At 65.0% G+C, this 18381-nt stretch carries 15 protein-coding genes and 1 pseudogene; 4 read left to right on the top strand and 12 right to left on the bottom strand.

Features of this window, described 5'->3' with window-relative positions:
* Positions 1-63 precede the first annotated feature (63 nt).
* The 3 genes and pseudogenes from XcyCFBP4188_RS11685 to XcyCFBP4188_RS23575 all read left to right on the top strand — a co-directional run bounded on the left by XcyCFBP4188_RS11685 (position 64) and on the right by XcyCFBP4188_RS23575 (position 2501).
* Positions 64-816, top strand: a complete 753-nt coding sequence (locus XcyCFBP4188_RS11685; RefSeq protein ID WP_043908096.1) for an S-methyl-5'-thioinosine phosphorylase — start codon at positions 64-66, stop codon at positions 814-816.
* Between the two features lie 87 nt (positions 817-903).
* Complete coding sequence (gene cspE, locus XcyCFBP4188_RS11680; protein ID WP_006449876.1) at positions 904-1110, top strand: transcription antiterminator/RNA stability regulator CspE; 207 nt, start codon at positions 904-906, stop codon at positions 1108-1110.
* A gap of 96 nt (positions 1111-1206) precedes the next feature.
* Positions 1207-2501 (top strand): annotated as a pseudogene (locus XcyCFBP4188_RS23575) (FAD-dependent oxidoreductase).
* A 94-nt stretch (positions 2502-2595) separates the two neighbouring features.
* Here XcyCFBP4188_RS23575 and pdeM read toward each other — a convergent pair.
* From pdeM to XcyCFBP4188_RS11620, 11 genes are all read right to left on the bottom strand, one after another.
* Entirely contained in the window at positions 2596-3240 is a 645-nt protein-coding gene (gene pdeM, locus XcyCFBP4188_RS11670; protein ID WP_006449873.1) for a ligase-associated DNA damage response endonuclease PdeM, read from the bottom strand.
* Positions 3230-5725 (bottom strand): ligase-associated DNA damage response DEXH box helicase, encoded by a 2496-nt coding sequence (locus XcyCFBP4188_RS11665; RefSeq protein ID WP_006449872.1) that lies wholly within the window; start codon positions 5723-5725, stop codon positions 3230-3232. Before XcyCFBP4188_RS11665 ends, pdeM begins: the two co-directional genes overlap by 11 nt.
* A complete protein-coding gene (locus XcyCFBP4188_RS11660; protein WP_043908103.1) occupies positions 5722-7326 on the bottom strand; it encodes an ATP-dependent DNA ligase in 1605 nt (534 codons plus the stop codon). The genes XcyCFBP4188_RS11665 and XcyCFBP4188_RS11660 overlap by 4 nt, the downstream gene beginning before the upstream one ends.
* The gene (locus tag XcyCFBP4188_RS11655) at positions 7323-7556 is read right to left on the bottom strand and encodes a hypothetical protein (RefSeq protein WP_074056998.1); all 234 of its coding nucleotides are present in this window, start codon (positions 7554-7556) and stop codon (positions 7323-7325) included. Before XcyCFBP4188_RS11655 ends, XcyCFBP4188_RS11660 begins: the two co-directional genes overlap by 4 nt.
* Entirely contained in the window at positions 7553-8563 is a 1011-nt protein-coding gene (locus XcyCFBP4188_RS11650; RefSeq protein WP_006449869.1) for a ligase-associated DNA damage response exonuclease, read from the bottom strand. The genes XcyCFBP4188_RS11655 and XcyCFBP4188_RS11650 overlap by 4 nt, the downstream gene beginning before the upstream one ends.
* A 354-nt stretch (positions 8564-8917) precedes the next feature.
* Complete coding sequence (locus XcyCFBP4188_RS11645; protein ID WP_043908094.1) at positions 8918-9283, bottom strand: hypothetical protein; 366 nt, start codon at positions 9281-9283, stop codon at positions 8918-8920.
* Positions 9280-9855, bottom strand: coding sequence for a bactofilin family protein (locus XcyCFBP4188_RS11640; RefSeq protein ID WP_006449865.1), 576 nt, complete (start codon positions 9853-9855; stop codon positions 9280-9282). Before XcyCFBP4188_RS11640 ends, XcyCFBP4188_RS11645 begins: the two co-directional genes overlap by 4 nt.
* Before the next feature lie 96 nt (positions 9856-9951).
* Positions 9952-11661, bottom strand: a complete 1710-nt coding sequence (locus tag XcyCFBP4188_RS11635; protein ID WP_006449864.1) for a diguanylate cyclase — start codon at positions 11659-11661, stop codon at positions 9952-9954.
* Positions 11662-11918: 257 nt separating this feature from the next.
* A complete protein-coding gene (locus tag XcyCFBP4188_RS11630) occupies positions 11919-12245 on the bottom strand; it encodes an XAC1346 family secretion chaperone (RefSeq protein ID WP_006449862.1) in 327 nt (108 codons plus the stop codon).
* 257 nt (positions 12246-12502) lie between these two features.
* Positions 12503-12844, bottom strand: coding sequence for a hypothetical protein (locus XcyCFBP4188_RS11625; RefSeq protein WP_039528386.1), 342 nt, complete (start codon positions 12842-12844; stop codon positions 12503-12505).
* Between the two features lie 122 nt (positions 12845-12966).
* Positions 12967-14142 carry a thiolase family protein gene (locus XcyCFBP4188_RS11620; RefSeq protein WP_043908092.1) on the bottom strand — a complete coding sequence of 392 codons (1176 nt, stop codon included), beginning with the start codon at positions 14140-14142 and terminating at the stop codon, positions 12967-12969.
* Between the two features lie 173 nt (positions 14143-14315).
* On the opposite strand from XcyCFBP4188_RS11620, the gene XcyCFBP4188_RS11615 reads away from it, so the two are divergent.
* Positions 14316-17165 carry an autotransporter serine protease gene (locus XcyCFBP4188_RS11615; protein WP_104592143.1) on the top strand — a complete coding sequence of 950 codons (2850 nt, stop codon included), beginning with the start codon at positions 14316-14318 and terminating at the stop codon, positions 17163-17165.
* A gap of 43 nt (positions 17166-17208) precedes the next feature.
* Here the strand turns inward: XcyCFBP4188_RS11615 and XcyCFBP4188_RS11610 are convergent, their stop codons facing one another.
* Positions 17209-18309, bottom strand: a complete 1101-nt coding sequence (locus XcyCFBP4188_RS11610) for a Glu/Leu/Phe/Val dehydrogenase dimerization domain-containing protein (protein ID WP_006449857.1) — start codon at positions 18307-18309, stop codon at positions 17209-17211.
* Between the last annotated feature and the right edge of the window lie 72 nt (positions 18310-18381).

The following is an 18381-nucleotide window of genomic DNA, read 5'->3' as shown; positions in this document are numbered from 1 at the left end:
TGCGGGCAGTCCGTCGCGCACGCGTGCGCGCGCCGTCATGTCTTTTCGTAGCAGAGGTCGGTTGTGTCTCCCAATTCCATCGCATTGGCCGTCATCGGCGGCACTGGTGTCTACAAGCTCGCGCAGCTGGACGAGGTGCAGACGCACCAGATCGAAACGCCGTACGGCGCGCCCTCCGGGCCGATTCGCGTCGGCATGTTGCTGGGTCACCGCGTGGCGTTTCTGGCGCGTCATGGTGAAGGCCATTCGCTGCCGCCGCACAAGGTCAATTACCGCGCAAACATCGCTGCGCTGCAGCAAATCGGCGCTTTGCGCGTGCTGGCACTCAACACCGTGGGCGGCATCACTGAGCGGTTCGGCCCGCGCGTATTGGCGTGCCCGGATCAGTTGATCGATTACACCTGGGGCCGTGTCTCCACCTTCTGCGAAGAGCCGGGCAGCGAGGTGCAGCACGTGGATTTCGGTCATCCGTATTCGCCGATGTTTCGCAGCAAGGTCATCGCTGCCGCCAAAGTGACGGGTGTCACGTTGGTTGCCGATGGATGTTATGGAACCACGCAGGGACCACGGCTGGAAACGATTGCAGAGATCGCCCGCATGCGTCGCGACGGCTGCGATCTGGTCGGCATGACCGGCATGCCCGAAGCGGGTCTCGCACGCGAAAAAGGCCTGGAATATGCGTGTTTGGCGATCGTTGCGAACTGGGCGGCCGGCTGCGGCGACGCGCAGGAAATCACCATGGCCGAGGTACTGAGTAACGTCGATGCGGCCTCGTCCGGATTGCCCGAGCTGATTGGCGAACTTGCACGCGGGTGATTGTCATTGGGGCATAAGCTTTGCATACTCGGCGCGTACGCATCGCCGTACACCACCCATTAATTATTGCAAAGGTCTCGCATCACCATGCAGAACGGTACCGTCAAGTGGTTCAACGACGCCAAGGGATTTGGCTTCATCTCACCGGAGGACGGCAGCGCCGATGTCTTCGCGCACTTCTCCGCGATCAACTCCAAGGGCTTTCGCAGCCTGCAGGAAGGCCAGCGCGTCAGTTATGACGTGACCCAGGGCCCCAAGGGTGCCCAGGCTTCGAACATCACGCCGGTCGAGTGACGTGACTCGATTGTGCGGTTGAAGAACCCCGCCACGGCGGGGTTTTTTTTGCATCGGTCCATGCGGGATCGGTGCTAGCGAAACAGAGCAGGGACGATGCAACGAGCATTACGGATTGCGGTAGTGGGCTATGGCACGGCGGGGCAGGCACTGGCCGTGCTGCTGGGTGCCGATGGGCATCGACTGGACGTGTTCGAGCGCGCCGTCGCGCCCGGGCCGGTGGGCGCAGGATTTCTGTTGCAGCCCAGCGGCCTGCAGGTGTTGTGGAAGATGGGATTGCTGCCGCAGGCGCTTGCGCATGGCGCGCCGGTGCGGCGGCTGTATGGCGAGACGCCGTGCGGGCGCGCGGTGATGGACATGCAGTATCGCGATCTGGATACGCGGCTGATGGGCTTGGGCATGCAGCGCGGCGCCTTGTTCGCGCTGTTGCGCGATGCATGGCCGGAGCAGGCGCAGCTGCATGTGGATACGCAGATCACCGCGATCGATCACGACGGCGTGCGCGTGCAGGACCAGCGCGGGCACTGGCATGGTCCGTACGATCTGATCATCGCCGCCGATGGCTCGGCCTCCACGCTACGCGCGCAGGCGCAGGGCACGCGGCTGGATCGGGTCTATCCGTGGGGGCGCTGTGGTGCCTGTTGCCACGCGAGGATTGGCCGTTCGTCGATGAGCTGCGACAGCGTTATATCGGCGCACGCAAGATGATCGGCCTGCTGCCGGTGGGCACTCGGCCCGGCGACGACACGCCGCGGCTGAGTTTTTTCTGGAGCCTGCCGTGCAGCGATTTTGCCGCGTGGGAACAGCGCGGCATCACGGCATGGCGCGATGAAGTGGCGCAGATGTGGCCGGATGCACACGCCCGCCTGGAAACCGTGCAAGTGCATGGCGCACTGGCGCGTGCCAGTTACCGCGACGCGGTGGTGACGCGCTGGCATCGCGGCCGTTTCGTGCTGGCCGGCGATGCCGCTCATGCGATGAGTCCGCAGCTGGGGCAGGGCGTCAACATGGCGCTGCTGGACGCGTTGGCGATGCGCGATGCCTTGCGGGTCGGCGTCGATCTGGATGCGGCCTTGCAGCACTATCAGCGTCAGCGCCAGGCGCATGTGGCGATCTACCACCGCTGGAGCCGTTGGTTGACGCCGCTGTTCCAGTCCGAGCGCGACCTATGGGCACACGGACGCGACCTGCTGCTGCGCCCGATGGGCCGCGTGCCTGGCGGGCGCGGACATATGCTGCGTGTGCTCAGCGGTACCCAGCAGGGTTGGTTCGGCAAGCTGGCGTTGGCACCGGAGTTTGTGGAGGCGTTGTCGCAACCAGTGCCGCAGCCGCAGCTGTCGCCGCAGCTGCAAACACGTGCTGAGGCCGATGGCGTTAAAGCCGTGATGTAGCGCGTATGGGTTGTTGCGGGCCACACGCGTGATCTATCTGATGCGTAATGGCGTGATGGCGTGATGGCGTGATCGCAGTCGCACTGCTGTGTCGCTAGCGCACCGGCAACGCCACCGCATCGCCTTCCACACAGGCGACCAGGCGCTCGCCTTCGATCAGCGTTGGCACGATGCCGGCGGTGAAATGCGAGAACGCCGGCAGGATGGTGACGCGCTCGCGCAGCCAGAATGCCGGCCAGCGACGCGACATGCCAGGCAGCGCGGCCAGCGGATGCAGATGCCCGCACAGCACGTGCCCGGTAGGATGCGGCAAGGGATCGTGGCGCAGCACGAACGGGCCGTCTTCGACCTGCTCGCCGGCCGCTTCGATATGCAGATCCGCACCGGCCAGGGCGCGGTCGTGGTTGCCGCGGATGGCGATCACGCGCAACGCGCAGTGACGCTCGCGCCATGCGCTCCAGCGGCGATGCCAGGCCGCGCGCGGGGCAGGCCCGTGCAGCAGATCGCCGAGGATCCATAGCGCACCCACGTCGCGTTGTTGCAGCAACGCATCCAGCCGATCCAGATCGTGCGCGGTGCCGCCGGCCGGCATCCCGATGCCCGCACGGCGGAACACATCGGCCTTGCCCAGGTGCAGGTCGGCGATCAACAAGGCGCGTTGTGCCGGCCGGTACAGCGCACGTTCGCCGAGTAGTTCCACTGTTTCGCCGGCTAGCTGCAGTTGCACGCTATCGCCCATGTTTACGCTCCAGTTGTTCGGCAGCGCGCAGCACGCGGGCCTTCCAGTCTTCGGTACTCAGTTGGCCGCGCACACGTTCTGCCCATAACGGAAACGACAGGGGAGTCAGACTGCGCGGTTTGCACAGGCGTAGTTCGCGGCGTGCGCAATCTTCCAGTGCATGCGCAAGCCGCGCCAGTTCGAGCTGGCCTTCGAACACTTCGCGCTCAGCTTGAGCAAGCAGCAGATGCTCGGGATCGAAGCGCTGCAACACGTCGTAGAGCAAGCCGCTGGAGGCCTGCAGCTGACGCAGGCTGCGTGGTGCACGGCCAGGCAGCGCTGGCGACAGCAACCCGGCAACGCGTGCGATCTCGCGGAATTGCCGGCGTGCCAACTCGCCCAGATTGAGGCTGTCGCGCAGATCGTCGAGCAACCCGGCCGGCGACAGCAAGCTCTGCAGCACGCTCGCATCGAGTTCCACATCCTGCGCGGGCGACAGCACAAAGCCATAATCGTTGGCGGCAAAACTGAAGGTGTTGCGCTGACGCCGACCCCAGCGTGCGGCAAGCAATGCAGCCAGCCCTTCATTGACCTGACGCCCGGCGAACGGATACACGAATACGTGCCGTCCATCGCGCGCCTTGATGCTTTCCACCAGCAGATGGTCCGGGCCGGGAAGCGAGGACAGCGATGACTGCAGGCGCAGCAACGGCGCAAGCGCCTGCATTTCCGGCGCATCGCCGGGATCGGCAAACACCGCCTCGACCTCGCGTCCCAAGGCCGACGACAACGGCATGCGCCCGCCCATCCATTTCGGCACCACGCCACTGCCGCCCTTGGCCACGCGCACATAAGCGGTCATGTCTTCCAGCCGCACCAGCTCCAGCAAACGGCCGGCGAATTGAAAACGATCGCCACGGCGCAGACGGCCGACGAATTGTTCTTCCACCGCACCCAGGCGGCCGCCGCGCAAAAACTGCACGCGTACGCTGCCATCGCTGGTGATCGTGCCGATGGACAAGCGGTGCCGCAGCGCGACGCGCCGATCGATGACGCGATACACGCCATCTTCGTCGCGAATGACCTTGTGAAAATCCGGGTAGTGCGCCAGCGCGCTGCCGCCTTGTACGATGAAGTCGAGCACCGCTTGCCAGGTGGCTTTATCCAGCGCCGCAAATGCATCGGTGCCGCGCACTTCTTCAAACACTGCATCGGCGTGGAAACCGCCGCCGAGTGCGAGCGTGACGCAGTGCTGCGCCAATACATCCAGCGACAGGCGTGGCGGTGGGCGCGCCTCGATGTGTCCGTGCATGATCGCGCGGCGTGCCGCGGCGTATTCCACCAGTTCCAGCGCATGCGAGGGCACGCACACCACGTGTCCGGATTCGCCCGGGCGGTGACGCGCGCGGCCCGCACGCTGCAGCAAGCGGGCAATGCCTTTCGGGCTGCCGACCTGCAGTACCTGATCCACCGCCGGAAAATCCACGCCCAGATCCAGGCTGGAGGTTGCCACCACGCAGCGCAGGCTGCCGTCGCGCAAGCCAAGTTCGGCCGCTGCGCGCAGCGAGGGGTCCAACGAGCCGTGATGCAACGCGAGCGTGGCCGGATCGTCCGGCCATACCGCGTTCAATGCCTGATGCCATAACTCCGCCTGCGCGCGCGTGTTGGTAAACACCAGGCTGGTACGTTGCTGCATGATCTTCTGCAGCACGCGCGCCAGCTGCGCCAGGCCCAGATGCCCGGCCCAGGGAAAGCGTTCGCCGCTCTCCGGCAACAACGTCTCCAACGTCATCGCGCGCGGTTTGACGCCCGAGACCAGCGCAGCCTCCGGGCGATGCGGCAACAGCACGTCGCGTGCCTGCGCCAGGTTGCCCAGCGTCGCCGACAAGCCCCAGATGCGTAGTGCCGGCGCCCAGCCGCGCAAGCGCGCCAAGCACAGTTGCAGCAACACGCCGCGTTTGTTGCCGAGCAGCTCATGCCACTCGTCGACGATCACGCAGCGCAGCGCCGACAACTGCGGCGCGGTGTCCGGGTACGACAGCAACAACGCCAACGATTCGGGCGTGGTGACCAGTACATCGAGCTTGCCGCTGCGCGCCAGCCGCTTGTCGCGCGCGCTGGCATCGCCGGTACGCAAGCCCACCTGCCAATCCAGCCCCAACGCCTCCACCGGCTCGCGTAGAGCGCGTGCGGTATCTGCGGCGAGTGCGCGCAACGGGGTGATCCACAATACTTGCAGTGTGCGTTGCTGCTGACGACGCGCAGTCGTCGTGACAGATTTGATCGGCGTGCGGCGCCCGCGTGCAGCCAACGCTTCCAGCAGCGGCCCGCCGAAGGCCGCCAGCGTCTTGCCGCTGCCGGTTGGCGTATGCAGCAAGCCGGATTCGCCATCGAGATAGCGCTTCCACACATCGCGTTGAAACGGTAACGGCGCCCAGCCGCGCTGCGCGAACCAGGCACGCCATTGCTGCAACGGCGTGCCGCGTGTCTGCTGCGCGTCGCTCACCGTGCCAGCGCCTGCAAGCTGCTCAGGTGATCGGCCTCGGCCATCGGCTTGTCCTGGCGCCAGCGCAAAATCCGCGGAAAACGCACCGCAATGCCGGACTTGTGCCGCGCGCTGCGATTGACCGCTTCGAACCCCAGCTCGAACACATGATGCGCGGTGACCGCACGCACCGGGCCGAAGCGCTCGGTGGTATTGGCGCGGATCCAGCGATCCAGTTGCAGAATTTCCTTGTCGTCCAGACCGGAGTAGGCCTTGGCGATCGGCACCAGCTGGCCCTCGTGCCACAGCCCGAAGGTGTAGTCGGTGTACAGCGTGCTGCGCCGGCCATGACCGGCTTGCGCATACAGCAGCACCGCATCGATGGTGAGCGGGTCGATCTTCCATTTCCACCAGTCGCCGCGTCGGCGACCGGACTGGTAGATCGAGTTGGCGCGCTTGAGCATCAGCCCTTCCACGCCGCGCTCGCGTGCATCCAGGCGCACTTGCGCGGCGGTTTGCCAATCGCCGACCTGCACCAGCGGCGAAGCGACGATGCGCGCATCGGCGAGCGTCGTGAGCACGCCTTCCAGCAGCACACGACGCTCCTGCAATGGACGCTCGCGCAGATCTTCGCCACCCAGTTCAAGCAAGTCGTAGGCAACCACGCGCGCTGGCGCTGCCGCCAACGTCTTTGGCCCGGGCTTGAGCCGCTGGATGCGCGTCTGCAAGGCAGTGAATGGCATCGGTAATGGCTGCTCCGGTTGCCAGGCCAACAGCTCGCCATCAATGACGGTGCCCTCTGGCAACTGCATCGCAGCCTGTTCGATTTCCGGAAAACGACCATCCAGACGTTCTTCGCCGCGCGACCACAACGCCGCTTCGCCAGCGCGTCGAATCAGCTGCAGCCGAATGCCGTCCCACTTCCATTCCAGCAACCAGGCATCGACCGTGCCCAGCGTTTCGACCTCGGCTTCCAGTGGCGAGGCGAGAAAGAACGGGTAGGGCTGCTGCCGATCGCCGGGCAATTCTTCGGCGGTCAGCAGGTTGGCCAGATAGGTCGGATGCGGCCGCCAGCTGCCGAGCATGCGCTGCGCAATGCGTGCGATCTCTATCCCGGACATCTCGGCCAAGGCCTGTTGCACCAGTCGCTGCGACACGCCGACGCGCAGCGCGCCGGTCAGCAGCTTGTTGAACACCAAACGCTCGTCGAAGGCCAGGCTGCGCCACGCCTGCACGATGCAGGCCTTGCGTACATCGACGTCTTGATTGGCGATCGGCAGAAGCCGCTGTTCGATCCATTCTGCAAGCGGTAAATCGGCCGCTTCGGTGGCCGGGTCATCCAACAGCAATGCCAGCGTTTCAGCCAGATCGCCGACGTGGTCGTAGCTATCTGCAACCAACCAATCGGCAATACCGGCGGTCTCGGTGATCCATTCGCGCAACTCGCCGCTGCTGGCGATGCGCATGCGTGTGCTGGCCACCTTGCCGCCGGCCAGTAAATACAGCGCCCACGCCGCATCAAGCGGCGGTGCGCTGCCAAAATAACGCACCAACGCGGCACGCTTGTCGAGCGTGCCGGTACTGCGATCCAGGGTGCGGTACAACGCAGCAAAACGCTTCACGGCAGTGCCTGCGTCGTTGCGCACTTGCCTGCGGCACGTAGTTTCATTGCGCGTTGCGTAAACGCACTCAAGCTGCGTACGCGACGCTGCGGCTGCGGTGGTCCGACAATGGCGGCAGGCGTAGCGCGATGAATGCGAAACGCCAAGGCGTGCCGACGAAACGCAAGCGCACCGCTCAGGCGAATGCGGGGACGTGCGCGAACATACCGACGTGCGGGCAGCGGGTTCATTCTTCGGCTCCGAAATCGGTGCGGAAGGCTTCGGCTGCGACGCCGCGTTCCAGCAGATGCTGGATCAAGGCATCGGTGTTGCCGTGGGTGGCGATCACGCGCCGCGCGCCGGTCTCTTCGATGGTGCGCAACAGGTCCGGCCAATCGGCATGATCGGACACCACAAAACCGCGGTCGTAATTGCGCCGACGGCGATTGCCGCGAATGCGCATCCAGCCCGATGCAAAGCCCTGTTGTGCATGCCGGAAGCGACGGATCCAGGCGCTGCCGGCCGCCGAGGGCGGCGCCAACACCAATTGCCCGGCATAGTCTGCGCCGCGCGCGTGTTCGCTGACCGGTTGGGTGTCCAGCATCGCGATGCCGGCCTGGCGATACACCTCCACGCCCACCGCGATCGCGCCATGCAACAACGCCGGTTGCGTGTCCCAGGCGCGCAGTTCCGCCAACACCCGTTGCGCCTTGCCCAATGCATAGCAATACAGAATGGCCGCTTCGCCGCGCTCGGCGCATTCGTGGCGCCAGGCGACGATATCGGCTGCGACGTCTGAAGTATCCGGCCAGCGATACACCGGCAGCCCGAAGGTCGCTTCGGTGATGAAGGTGTCGCACGGCACCACTTCGAACGGCTTGCAGGTGGGGTCGTGCTGGCGTTTGTAGTCACCCGAGGCGACCCAGACCTCGCCATCCACTTCGATGCGCACCTGCGCCGAGCCGAGCACGTGGCCGGCCGGATGCAGCGACACCTGCGCGCGTCCCAGGCGAAACGCTTCACCATCGGCATGCGTGTGATAGGCCTGCTCGCCGAGGCGCCACTGCAGGATCGGCAGGCTCTCGTGCGTGCAGTGGTATTCGCCCATGCCGCTGCGCGCGTGGTCGCCATGCCCGTGGGTGATCACCGCACGCGGCACCGGCCGCCAGGGATCGATATGGAAGTCGCCCTGCGGGCAATACAGACCCTCGGGGCCAAGCACCACCAGATCGCCAGGTTTGTCGTTGCCGTTGCGCATGCGGCAACTCTGGCCAAGCCGGTGTGCAGATCCTGAGAATGGGAATGGCATGCATCGGCGTAGCGGCCCGACACGTGCTTGCACGGCGAGGTTCGGGTGGACGCGTGCGTGCTTACGCGAAAGCGTCTAGCGCGACGCGGTCGAGCGTTTCGCGTGGCGAGACGTGCGCATTCAACGTCGCTGGGACGCTAGGACGTTGCCTTTTGCTGCATCGAGAACGCAAATAAAGCCTGACAAGCGAACATCAAAAGCGAGGAGTGGTCGGCGTTATCCGCGTTGATCCCGCGCCGATCCTCATCTCCCGCACGCCCGATCTCCCGCATGTCTTCCATCTGGCGCTTGCCGTCTTACACCCTAATGCCGCGTACGCCGGCCAGGTGAGCGCACCGCGGTCGCTTCCACGGCCAGCGTAAATCCACGCTCTTCGCCGCCCTGCATTGCGCCGACATCCACGACCTGGCGGCGAATCTCTTCGCCCTTGCCGTTACGCACCGACACCACCACGGTGTATTCCCATGGATCGCCATCGGCAGGATGACGGATGGTGCCGTCGACCTTGAGCGGCACGATCGGGGCGGGCTGCGCATGTTGCACAGCTGCCGAGTCGAAGCGCAGGTGATGCTTGCACGCAGGGCAGACGCTGGCGCTTTCCAGAATCGTCGCCTTGCAGTGCGGACAGCTGCGCGTGGCACCGGGCGTGCCCGGGCGAGGTGCACTCATGTGGCGTCGCTGTCTCCGCTCACGATTGCCTTGCTCGTACCAACCGGTTTGCCGGTGTCTTCGCCCCAGCCGAAATCGGCCTGGCCGCGCATGCGGGCGCCCGAAGCAACGGTGAGGCTACCGGCTTTGACGTCGCCAACCAGCACGCCGGAGGTCTGCAATTCCACTTGCGCGGCCGATTCGATATTGCCCTCCAGTTCGCCGGCGATGATCACCTTGTTGGCGCGCACGCCGCCGTTGAGCTTGGCGCCGCGTTCGATGGTGAGATCGCCCTTGACGTTGACGTCGCCCTTGAAGCGGCCGGCCAGACGCACGTGACCGGCGCCTTCGATCTTGCCTTCGATGCTGATGTCGGCGGCGATCAGCGATTCTTTTGCATCACTTTGGCGCTGCGGGGCCGCAGTGCTGGATGCCGGCGTCACCGGCGCAACACCGGGCGGGGCGGCGGCAGGCACCGGTGGAGCGGGGCTGGCCTCGGCAGTGAACAACCGGCCATCGGCGGCGGGAGGAACTTCGGGGGCGGCCGGAACGCCGTCTTTCTTGTTGGGACCTTGATCGCGCCACATCGACATCGGATTGCCTCGCTTGGGGGTCAAGGCCGACTATCGCTGCGTCGATGGATCTTTTGTGTGACGAATTGCGCAATCCAACGTCGACGGCGTGCGTGCTCAATCCAGTGGGGCCGTGGCGGCGCCGTGCTGCTCGACCCGGTTACGTCCGCGGTGTTTGGCGATATACAGCGCCGCATCCGCTTTCTGGATCAGGCTCGATCCCAATTCGCCATCGATCGGGAAGCTGGCCACGCCGATCGACGCGGTCACGCGCGGCAACGAGCGCTGACCATCGGTGACCGCCAATGCGGCGATAAAGCCACGGATCTGCTCGGCCACGCGCATGGCTTCGGCGCCATCGGTCTCGGGCAGGATCACGGTGAATTCTTCGCCGCCGTAGCGGCAGGCCACATCTTCGGCGCGCAGGCGGGTCAGCAGCAGCTCGCCCACCGCTGCCAGCAGCAGATCGCCGCCGGCATGGCCCTGGCTGTCGTTGAACTGTTTGAAGTGGTCCACATCCAGCATCAGCACCGACAACGGCAGGTCGCGGCGTGCGCAGCGCGCCAGCTCGTGGCTGAGCGATTCTTCCAGATAGCGGCGGTTGTACAGCCCGGTCAGCGCATCGCGAATGGATTGCCGCCGCAGCGATTCGCGCAGACGCAGATTGCTAAGCGCCAACGACAACTGCTCGGCCGCGGCCTCGGCGATTTCCAGGCGCGGCATCGGGCCAGGGCCGGGCGAGGACAGAAACAGAAAGCCGAGCTGGGTGCCTTGCGCCGACATCGGCAGGCAAGCGGTAGTGATCGGTGCGGTGGTATCGGGCACGGCGATATGCGCACACAGCGCATCCCGGTGCAGGTCTTCGATGATGTGCGGCTGGCCCCGGCGCAGCGCCCAGCACTCTTCCGGCAGCAGATGCGGCGCGCTTTGCAGCAGCGGCTCGCCCCAGTGGCTGATCGCTTCGGCGCGATCCTGCGACGCGCGCAGCAGATACACGCTTCCGGCCACGCCGGGCAGCAGGCCGGCCAGGGTGCGGCTGGTCACCACCAGCGCCTCTTCGGCGCTGATGCAACTCTGCAGCAGGCCGGTATAACGGCTGAGCAGATTGAGATCGGCGGTACTGCGTTGCAACGCGCCGACACTCTCGCCCAGCTCGCGATTGGCCTGCGCTGCCAGCCGCTCGGCCTGCGCGCGATTGCTCAGTTCGCGCATCAACAACCCGTAGACGGTGCCGACGACGACCAGCCCGAATGGAATGCCGGCCAGCGCCAGCACCAGCAGCAAGGTCGCACTTTGCCGGCTGCTTTCGGCGCGCTCCACCAGTAGCTCCTGTTCGCGCTGCACCATGCTCAGCGACTGCTCGCGGATCGCACTGGTGGTGCGGAAGGCGCTTTGCCGGATGCTTGCGCGCGCCGGCTCCAGACCGCTTTGCGTATAGAGGTCGAGCGTATGCTGGATCTGTTGCAGGCGCGTCTCCACCAACTGCTGCAAGCGGTCCAGATGCTGTTCCTGGGTGGTGTTGTCGGTAATCAGCCTTCGCAGGTTGCCGAGCAGAATCGGCAGGCGTCCGACGCTGGTCTGATAGTCGAGCAAATATCCATCGTTACCGGTGAGCAAAAAGCCGCGCTGCGCCGATTCGGCATCCAGCATGCGCGCCTGGATCTCGTCGATCCGGCCGATCACTTCATGCGTGTGTGCCACCCACGCGGCATCGGCCAGCGAGCGGCGCGCACCGACGAAGATGCCGATGCCGATGGCGATAAAAATCAGCGCAGAAAAAGCCAGTGCAAGCTGATTGCTGCGGCGCGAGGTAAAAGAAGAGGGCATGCGCTGATGCTAGCCTGCCGTGCTCGACAACATGCGCTTTCTGCCGCCGACAAACGCACGCGCCGGCTCGATAAAGCCGGCGCGTGCGCAAAGTGCCAACGGGGTCACGCGGTGTTTCAGAGTGGCTGACAAGCGCGGCGAGCGGCCCTTGGTGGTACGAACGGCGCAGAAGAGCCGACGTGTACGTGATACATGGCGCTTTCCGAGCACCGACCGTGCCCGCCTAGCGGTGAGCGCAGTCGTTGTGACAGTCGCTCTTAGTGTTCCGGATGCTCTGCGTCGTGCTTGTCGGCACTCTGCTCGGCCTTGTTGGCCATCTCGCGGGTCTTGTCGGCGGTGGCGTCGGCGGCGTTGGCGGTTGCGCGGCTGGCATCGGCCGCCAGTTCGCGAGCGGCAACGCGTGCGTCGGCAGTGGCAGCCTTGGCCTGCACGGCAGCGCGATCGGCGGCCTGCTCGGTGGCAGCAGCAGCGTGCTTGGCGGCGGATGCGGCATCGCGGCGCGCCTGCTCTGCATCAGGGCCTTGGCAGGCGGCAAGCGAGAGGGCGGCAATGGCGCTCAACGACAGCATGCGGATCGTCTTCATGGGTGGGTCCTGTTCCTGTTCCGGTGTTGGAAGGCGGAGCTTATGCAGGAGCCAATGCAGTGCGCGTCAATGCCGCACTGGCCATTCAGCCGCGGGCGGGCATGCCGCTACGCGATGGCGAGTCATTTGTCTAAGGGCGACGCGTGATGCATCCAGTGCAGGCGGATCAGGGGCGGATTCCGGGAGAAATTTCAGGCAAAGAAAAAGCCGCTGGAAACCAGCGGCTTTTTCCGAACTCGCTTGGAGCTAAGAAGTGATTACTTCTTGGCTTCTTCGGCGGTGTCCTTAGCAGCTTCGGCGGTGTTTTCAGCCGTCTTGGCAGCGTCGGCAGCCTGATCAGCAGCAGCGTCGGTCGCGGCGCCGGAAGCAGCCTGGGCAGCGTCAGCAGCGGTGTCAGCCGAAGCAGCAGCGGTGTTGGCAGCAGCCTGAGCGGCGTCAGCCGACTGCGAGCCCGAGGCAGCAGCCTGGTCAGCAGCGGTCTGAGCGTCGGCAGCGGCTTCGTTAGCCGAAGCAGCAGCGTCCTGAGCCTGTTCCGGCTTCGAGCAAGCGGTCAGGGCCAGGCCCAGAGCCATTGCGATCAGCAGCTTGTTAATGGTCATTGTTTCAATCCTCGTCGTTAGATTAGGCAACGCGCTATTGCGCGCCAGCGACATGATGACGGCCACAAGACTAGTGTCAAGCGTGCGCGCATTCAGTTTTGCAAAATCGCCGTTAAAAACAATTAAATCAATTCGATAGCGATGGCAGTCGCTTCGCCGCCGCCAATGCACAGCGTCGCGATTCCGCGCTTGCCGCCGCGCGTGCGCAACGCGTTCACCAATGTCACCACCAGGCGCGCACCGGATGCGCCGATCGGATGACCGAGTGCGCAGGCGCCGCCATGCACGTTGACCTTGTCGTGCGCGATGCCCAGTTCCTTGATCGGCACCATCGGTACCACCGCGAACGCTTCGTTGATTTCGAACAGATCCACCTCGTCCAGATGCCAGCCGATCTTGCCGACCAGGGTCTGGATCGCGGCCACCGGCGCGGTGGTGAACCACTCAGGTTCCTGCGAGTGGGTGACATGCCCGACGATGCGCGCCAACGGCGTGATGCCACGACGTTGCGCATCGTCTGCGTGCATCAGGATGGTGATTGCCGCGCCGTCGGAGATGCTCGACGAACTGGCGGCGGTGACGGTGCCGTCCTTCTTGAAGGCCGGCTTCAGGGTCGGAATCTTGGCCACATCGGATTTGCCGGGCTGCTCGTCGCTGTCCACGACGACCTCGCCCTTGCGTGTTGCCACCGTGACCGGAACGATTTCATCGACGAACGCGCCGCTACGCTGCGCAGCCTGCGCACGCTCGACCGAGGCGATCGCGAAGGCATCCTGATCGGCGCGACTGAAATCGAACTTCTCCGCCGTGGCTTCGCCGAACACGCCCATCGCCTGGCCGTCGTATGGATTGGTCAGACCATCCCAGGCCATGTGGTCGACTGCCTGGAAGTTGCCGTAGCGGTTGCCGGTGCGCGAGTTGGGCAGCAGATGCGGCGCGTTGCTCATCGACTCCATGCCGCCGGCGACCACGATGCTGGCCGAGCCGGCCTTGATCAGATCGTGTCCGAACATGATCGCCTTCATGCCCGAGCCGCACACCTTATTGATGGTGGTGGCGCCGGTGGAGGTGGGAATGCCTGCCGCAATCGCGGCCTGACGTGCAGGCGCCTGGCCGAGGTTGGCCGGCAGCACGCAGCCGACGATGACTTCTGAAATGTCGGCTGGTGCGATCCCTGATTGCGCCAGCGCACCCTCGATCGCGGCGGCGGCGAGCTTGGGCGCCGGCAGGCCATTGAATTGGCCAAGGAACGAGCCGATGGCAGTGCGTTTGGCAGCAACGATGACGATGTCGGACATAAAGGAGATACCGTTTAAAGTGAAACGATTATCTGCCTCATGCTCCGTTCGCGCCAGCCGCGACATGCGCTACGCAGTTTGCTGCGACAGTGGCGTGACGATGCGTTATAAAGACGTCGTTCGGGTCCGGATCGGGCCCTATCCATTGAATGGGTTCGGGGAGAACAACTCAGATGAAGAAGATAGACGTCGCCAGGACTGTCCTGGCCTCGGCGTTGGCTGTGGCGTTGACCGCGTGTGGCGGCGGTGGAGGTGGCGGCGGCATTCGTCCGACCACACCGACTGCACCGCCACCCACCTCGCCACCGCCACCACCGCCGCCAACCTCACCGCCGCCTCCGCCACCGCCGGTGGTGGCACCGCCGACGACACCGGAACCCGCATTCGACGCGCATCTGACGCTGACCAATGCGCGCGCCGCGCAGGCGTTGGGGTTCACCGGTGCGGGGTATCGCATCGGCGTGATCGATACCGGCATCAATACCAATCATCCGGCCTTGCAGGGGCGGGTCAGCGACAGCTTCATCTATGTCGATCCGCGCACCAACAATGTCGCTGCGGGCGATGTGGTTGGCCACGGCACCGTGGTGGCGCAACTGGCGGCCGGGCGTGCCGTGGGGCAGTGGCCGGGCGGCATCGCCAGCGGCGCAGGCCTGGTGTCTGCGCGCATCATCAGCGATGAAGCGCCGGACGATGACGGTAGCGGCGAAGGCAACGAGGTCGATGGCCCGCTTGGACTGGCCGGCGTGCATGCCGACCTGATCAGCGCAGGCGTGCGCATCATGAATAATTCGTGGGGCGGGCTGTATTGGAACGACCCGGCGGTGACCAATCAGATTGCGCAGGAATACCGGCCTTTCATCATCGGCAACGATGGGCTGGTGGTGTTTGCGTCGGGCAACGAATCGCGGGCGCAGCCCTCCGATACGGCGGCGCTGCCCAGCCAGCCGGGCCCGAACGGGACGCTGCCGGCCGCCGATCTGGAACGCGGCTGGTTGGTGGTCGCCGCGCTGGATACCGCCAATCCCACGCAGCTGGCCTCGTACTCCAATGCCTGCGGCGTTGCGATGCGTTATTGCCTGGTGGCGCCGGGCACCTCGATGTTTCTCGACCCCAATGCCACCGCCAGCAACATCCGTTATTTCTATGGCAGCGGCACCTCGTTTGCCGCGCCGCTGGTGTCCGGTGCAGCCGCACTGGTGTGGGAGGCGTTTCCGTATTTCAACAATGATCTGGTGCGCCAGACGTTGCTGGGAACTGCCACCGATCTGGGCGCAGCGGGCGTCGATCCGACGTTCGGCTACGGCTTGCTCAATGTCGGCAAGGCGGTGCTGGGACCGGCACGTTTCGATTGGGGGACGGTGGATGTCACCGTCAATACCTTGCGTTCGACCTGGGCCAACGACATCAGCGGCACCGGTGGGCTGACCAAGCGTGGGACCGGTACCTTGGTATTGAGTAGCGATGCCAACACCTTTGCCGGCGACACCCAGGTGCTCGGTGGCACCTTGCAGACGGCCAGTCTGCAGAGTGTGCGCGTGGGCATCGCCAATGGCGCCAGGCTGGTCGGTGCCGGCAGGATCGGTGGAACGGTGAACAATGCCGGCACGCTGCAGGTCAACAGTGCGGCGCTGTCTGTCACCGGCAATTACACCCAGGCGGGTGACGGCCGTCTGGCCTTGAACGTCGGCGATCGTTTGAACGTTGCGGGCACCGCGACGATTGCGGGTGATCTGCAAGTGCTCGGCCGGCGCGATTACGTGATCGACAACAACACCTACACCTTGCTGCAAGCCACCAACGGGCTGCAGGGCCGGTTCGATTCGCTCAGCAACGGGCCGGCAGTGACCTTCCTCGATGCCAATCTGAGCTACGACAGCAATAGCGCGTATCTGACGTTGCGGCGCATGGATGTCACTGCAGTGGCGGCAACGCTGGGCGTCATCGGCACTGCGTCGATGGATTCGGCGGTGCGTGTCGAGCAGGCGTTCCAGCAGGTGGATGCGCAACAACTGCAAGGCAGCGGCGCGATCAGTAACGGCTTCATTCGCGCCGCAGCGGCGTTGCAGCAATCGTCCACCGCCAAGGCAGCAGCCGATTCGTTGCGCAGTCTGTCCGGTCGTGCGCATGCGGCCTCGGCAGCGATGACCTTCGACACCATCGATCTGGGCCGGCGTGCGTTGGCCACGCATTTCGATGGCTTGTCGCAGCAGCCCCGCATGCTCGGCGTCTGGCAACGCGCGCTCGGCGGGCCGGGCGAGGGTGGGGTGACCACGTCCGGATTCGCTACCTCCGGCTGGATGATGGGCAATGATCTGCGCCTGGCCTCCGGCGCGGTCGCGGGTTTTGCTTTCGGCGAAACGCGCTCCAACAGCCTGGGCGATCTGGATGGTGCACGTGGGCGCGATCGTCAGGTGCAAGGTCAGCTGTACTGGGGCACCACGCTGGGCTCGGCTTACACGCTGGGCCAACTGGGTTTTGGCAATGTCGATCGGCAGATCGAGCGCAGCCTGCAGTTCGGCGAAGACCGCAGCAGCGCCTTCAGCGACTACAGCGGCAGTTACCTCAGCGGCAACCTGGAAACCGGCTACCGCTGGGGCGGTGCACGCGCATCGCTGACGCCGTACATGGGTCTGGATTATGTGCGGCTGCGTAGCGAGGGCTTCCGCGAAAGCGGTGGCGACGGTTTCGGGTTGCGTGCCGATGCCAGCACCTCCTCACGCACCCAGGTGCTGGCCGGTGTGCGTTCGGCATATCGCTGGCGCGGCATCCAGTTGGGCGGTTATGCCGAGTGGCAGCAGGCATTGAGCAGCGACGGCTTGATGCTGGATGCCAGCTTCATCGGTGTGGATGCGTGGGCGCCGTTGCGTGGCATGCAGCCGGCGCGCTCGGGTGGCCTGTTCGGCATCGCGGCCTCGGCGCCGTTCGGCAATCGGAGCCAGCTGCGTTTCGGTTACGACCAGCGGGTGGGCGAGCGCGGCGACGATCGCGCGCTGAGCCTGCGTTACAGCGCCGATTTCTGATCGGCGTCTTGCATGCCCAGGCACTGCTGCCTGGGCATGCGGATCACTCGCCGCGCAGCTTGTGCAAAAAACGCGGTGCGGTGCGGCCCAGCGGCAGTTTGAGCTTGCTGATGGCCTCGATGCGCGTTTCGGCAATCTGATCGGCCGCCTGCTGCGGCGGTACGCCCAGCTGCGTGGACAGATCGAACACCTTTTCCAGATTGTGATAGATGCTGCGGATCAGCCGCATCGCGCGCTCGCGGTTGTAGCCGTCGATCTCCAGCGACACATTCATCACGCCACCGGCATTGACCACGTAATCGGGTGCGTACAAGATGCCGCGCTTGTGCAACTCTTGCCCGATGGCGGCGCTGGCGAGCTGGTTGTTGGCAGTGCCGCAGATGATCTTGGCCTTGAGCCTTGGCAGGGTCTGTTCGTTGATCGCGCCTTCCAGCGCGCACGGCGCGAACACATCGGCCGGCACTTCGTAGATCTCGTCCACACGCACGGCTTCGGCGCCATATTCGGCCACTGCGCGGTCCATCAGCGCCGGGTTCAGATCGGTTACATAGAGCTTGGCGCCGCGTTCCTTGAGCAGCTTGACCAGCTCCATGCCGATATGGCCCAGGCCCTGGATCGCGATGCTGGACTTGCCGACTTCTTCATGGCCGAGCCTGCGATTGAGCGAGGCCATCAGCGCCTGCAGCGCGCCGTAGGCGGTGAACGGCGCCGGGTCGCCGGAGCCGCGATGCACCTGATGCACGCCGGTGACGTACTCGCTCTCCAGGTAGATCTTTTCCATGTCGTTGACGTCGGTGCCCACGTCCTCGGAGGTGATGTAGCGCCCGCCCAGGGTGTCGACAAAACGGCCGAACGCGCGAAACAGCGCCTCGCTCTTGTCGGTCTTGGGGTCGCCGATGATCACCGCCTTGCCGCCGCCGACATTCAGCCCGGCCAGCGCGTTCTTGTAGGTCATGGTGCGGCTGAGCCGCAGCGCGTCGTCGAGTGCCGCTTCGCTAGTGGGGTACGGGCGCATGCGCACGCCGCCCAGTGCCGGCCCGAGGCGGGTGCTGTGCAAGGCGATGATCGCTTTGAGGCCGGCGTCGCGGTTGTGACAGAAAATCACCTGCTCGTGGCCGGTGGTATCGAGGGTTTCGAAAAGCATCGAAGGCTCCGCGGGGCTGCGTGATGTGCCTTCCCTGAGGCCGGGTCTGGACCCGTGCAATGGGAAACAAAA

Source organism: Xanthomonas hortorum pv. cynarae (assembly GCF_002939985.1).
GTDB lineage: Bacteria > Pseudomonadota > Gammaproteobacteria > Xanthomonadales > Xanthomonadaceae > Xanthomonas > Xanthomonas hortorum_D.
Note: the sequence above shows the minus strand (reverse complement) of the source record. Positions and strands in the feature narration are given on the sequence as shown.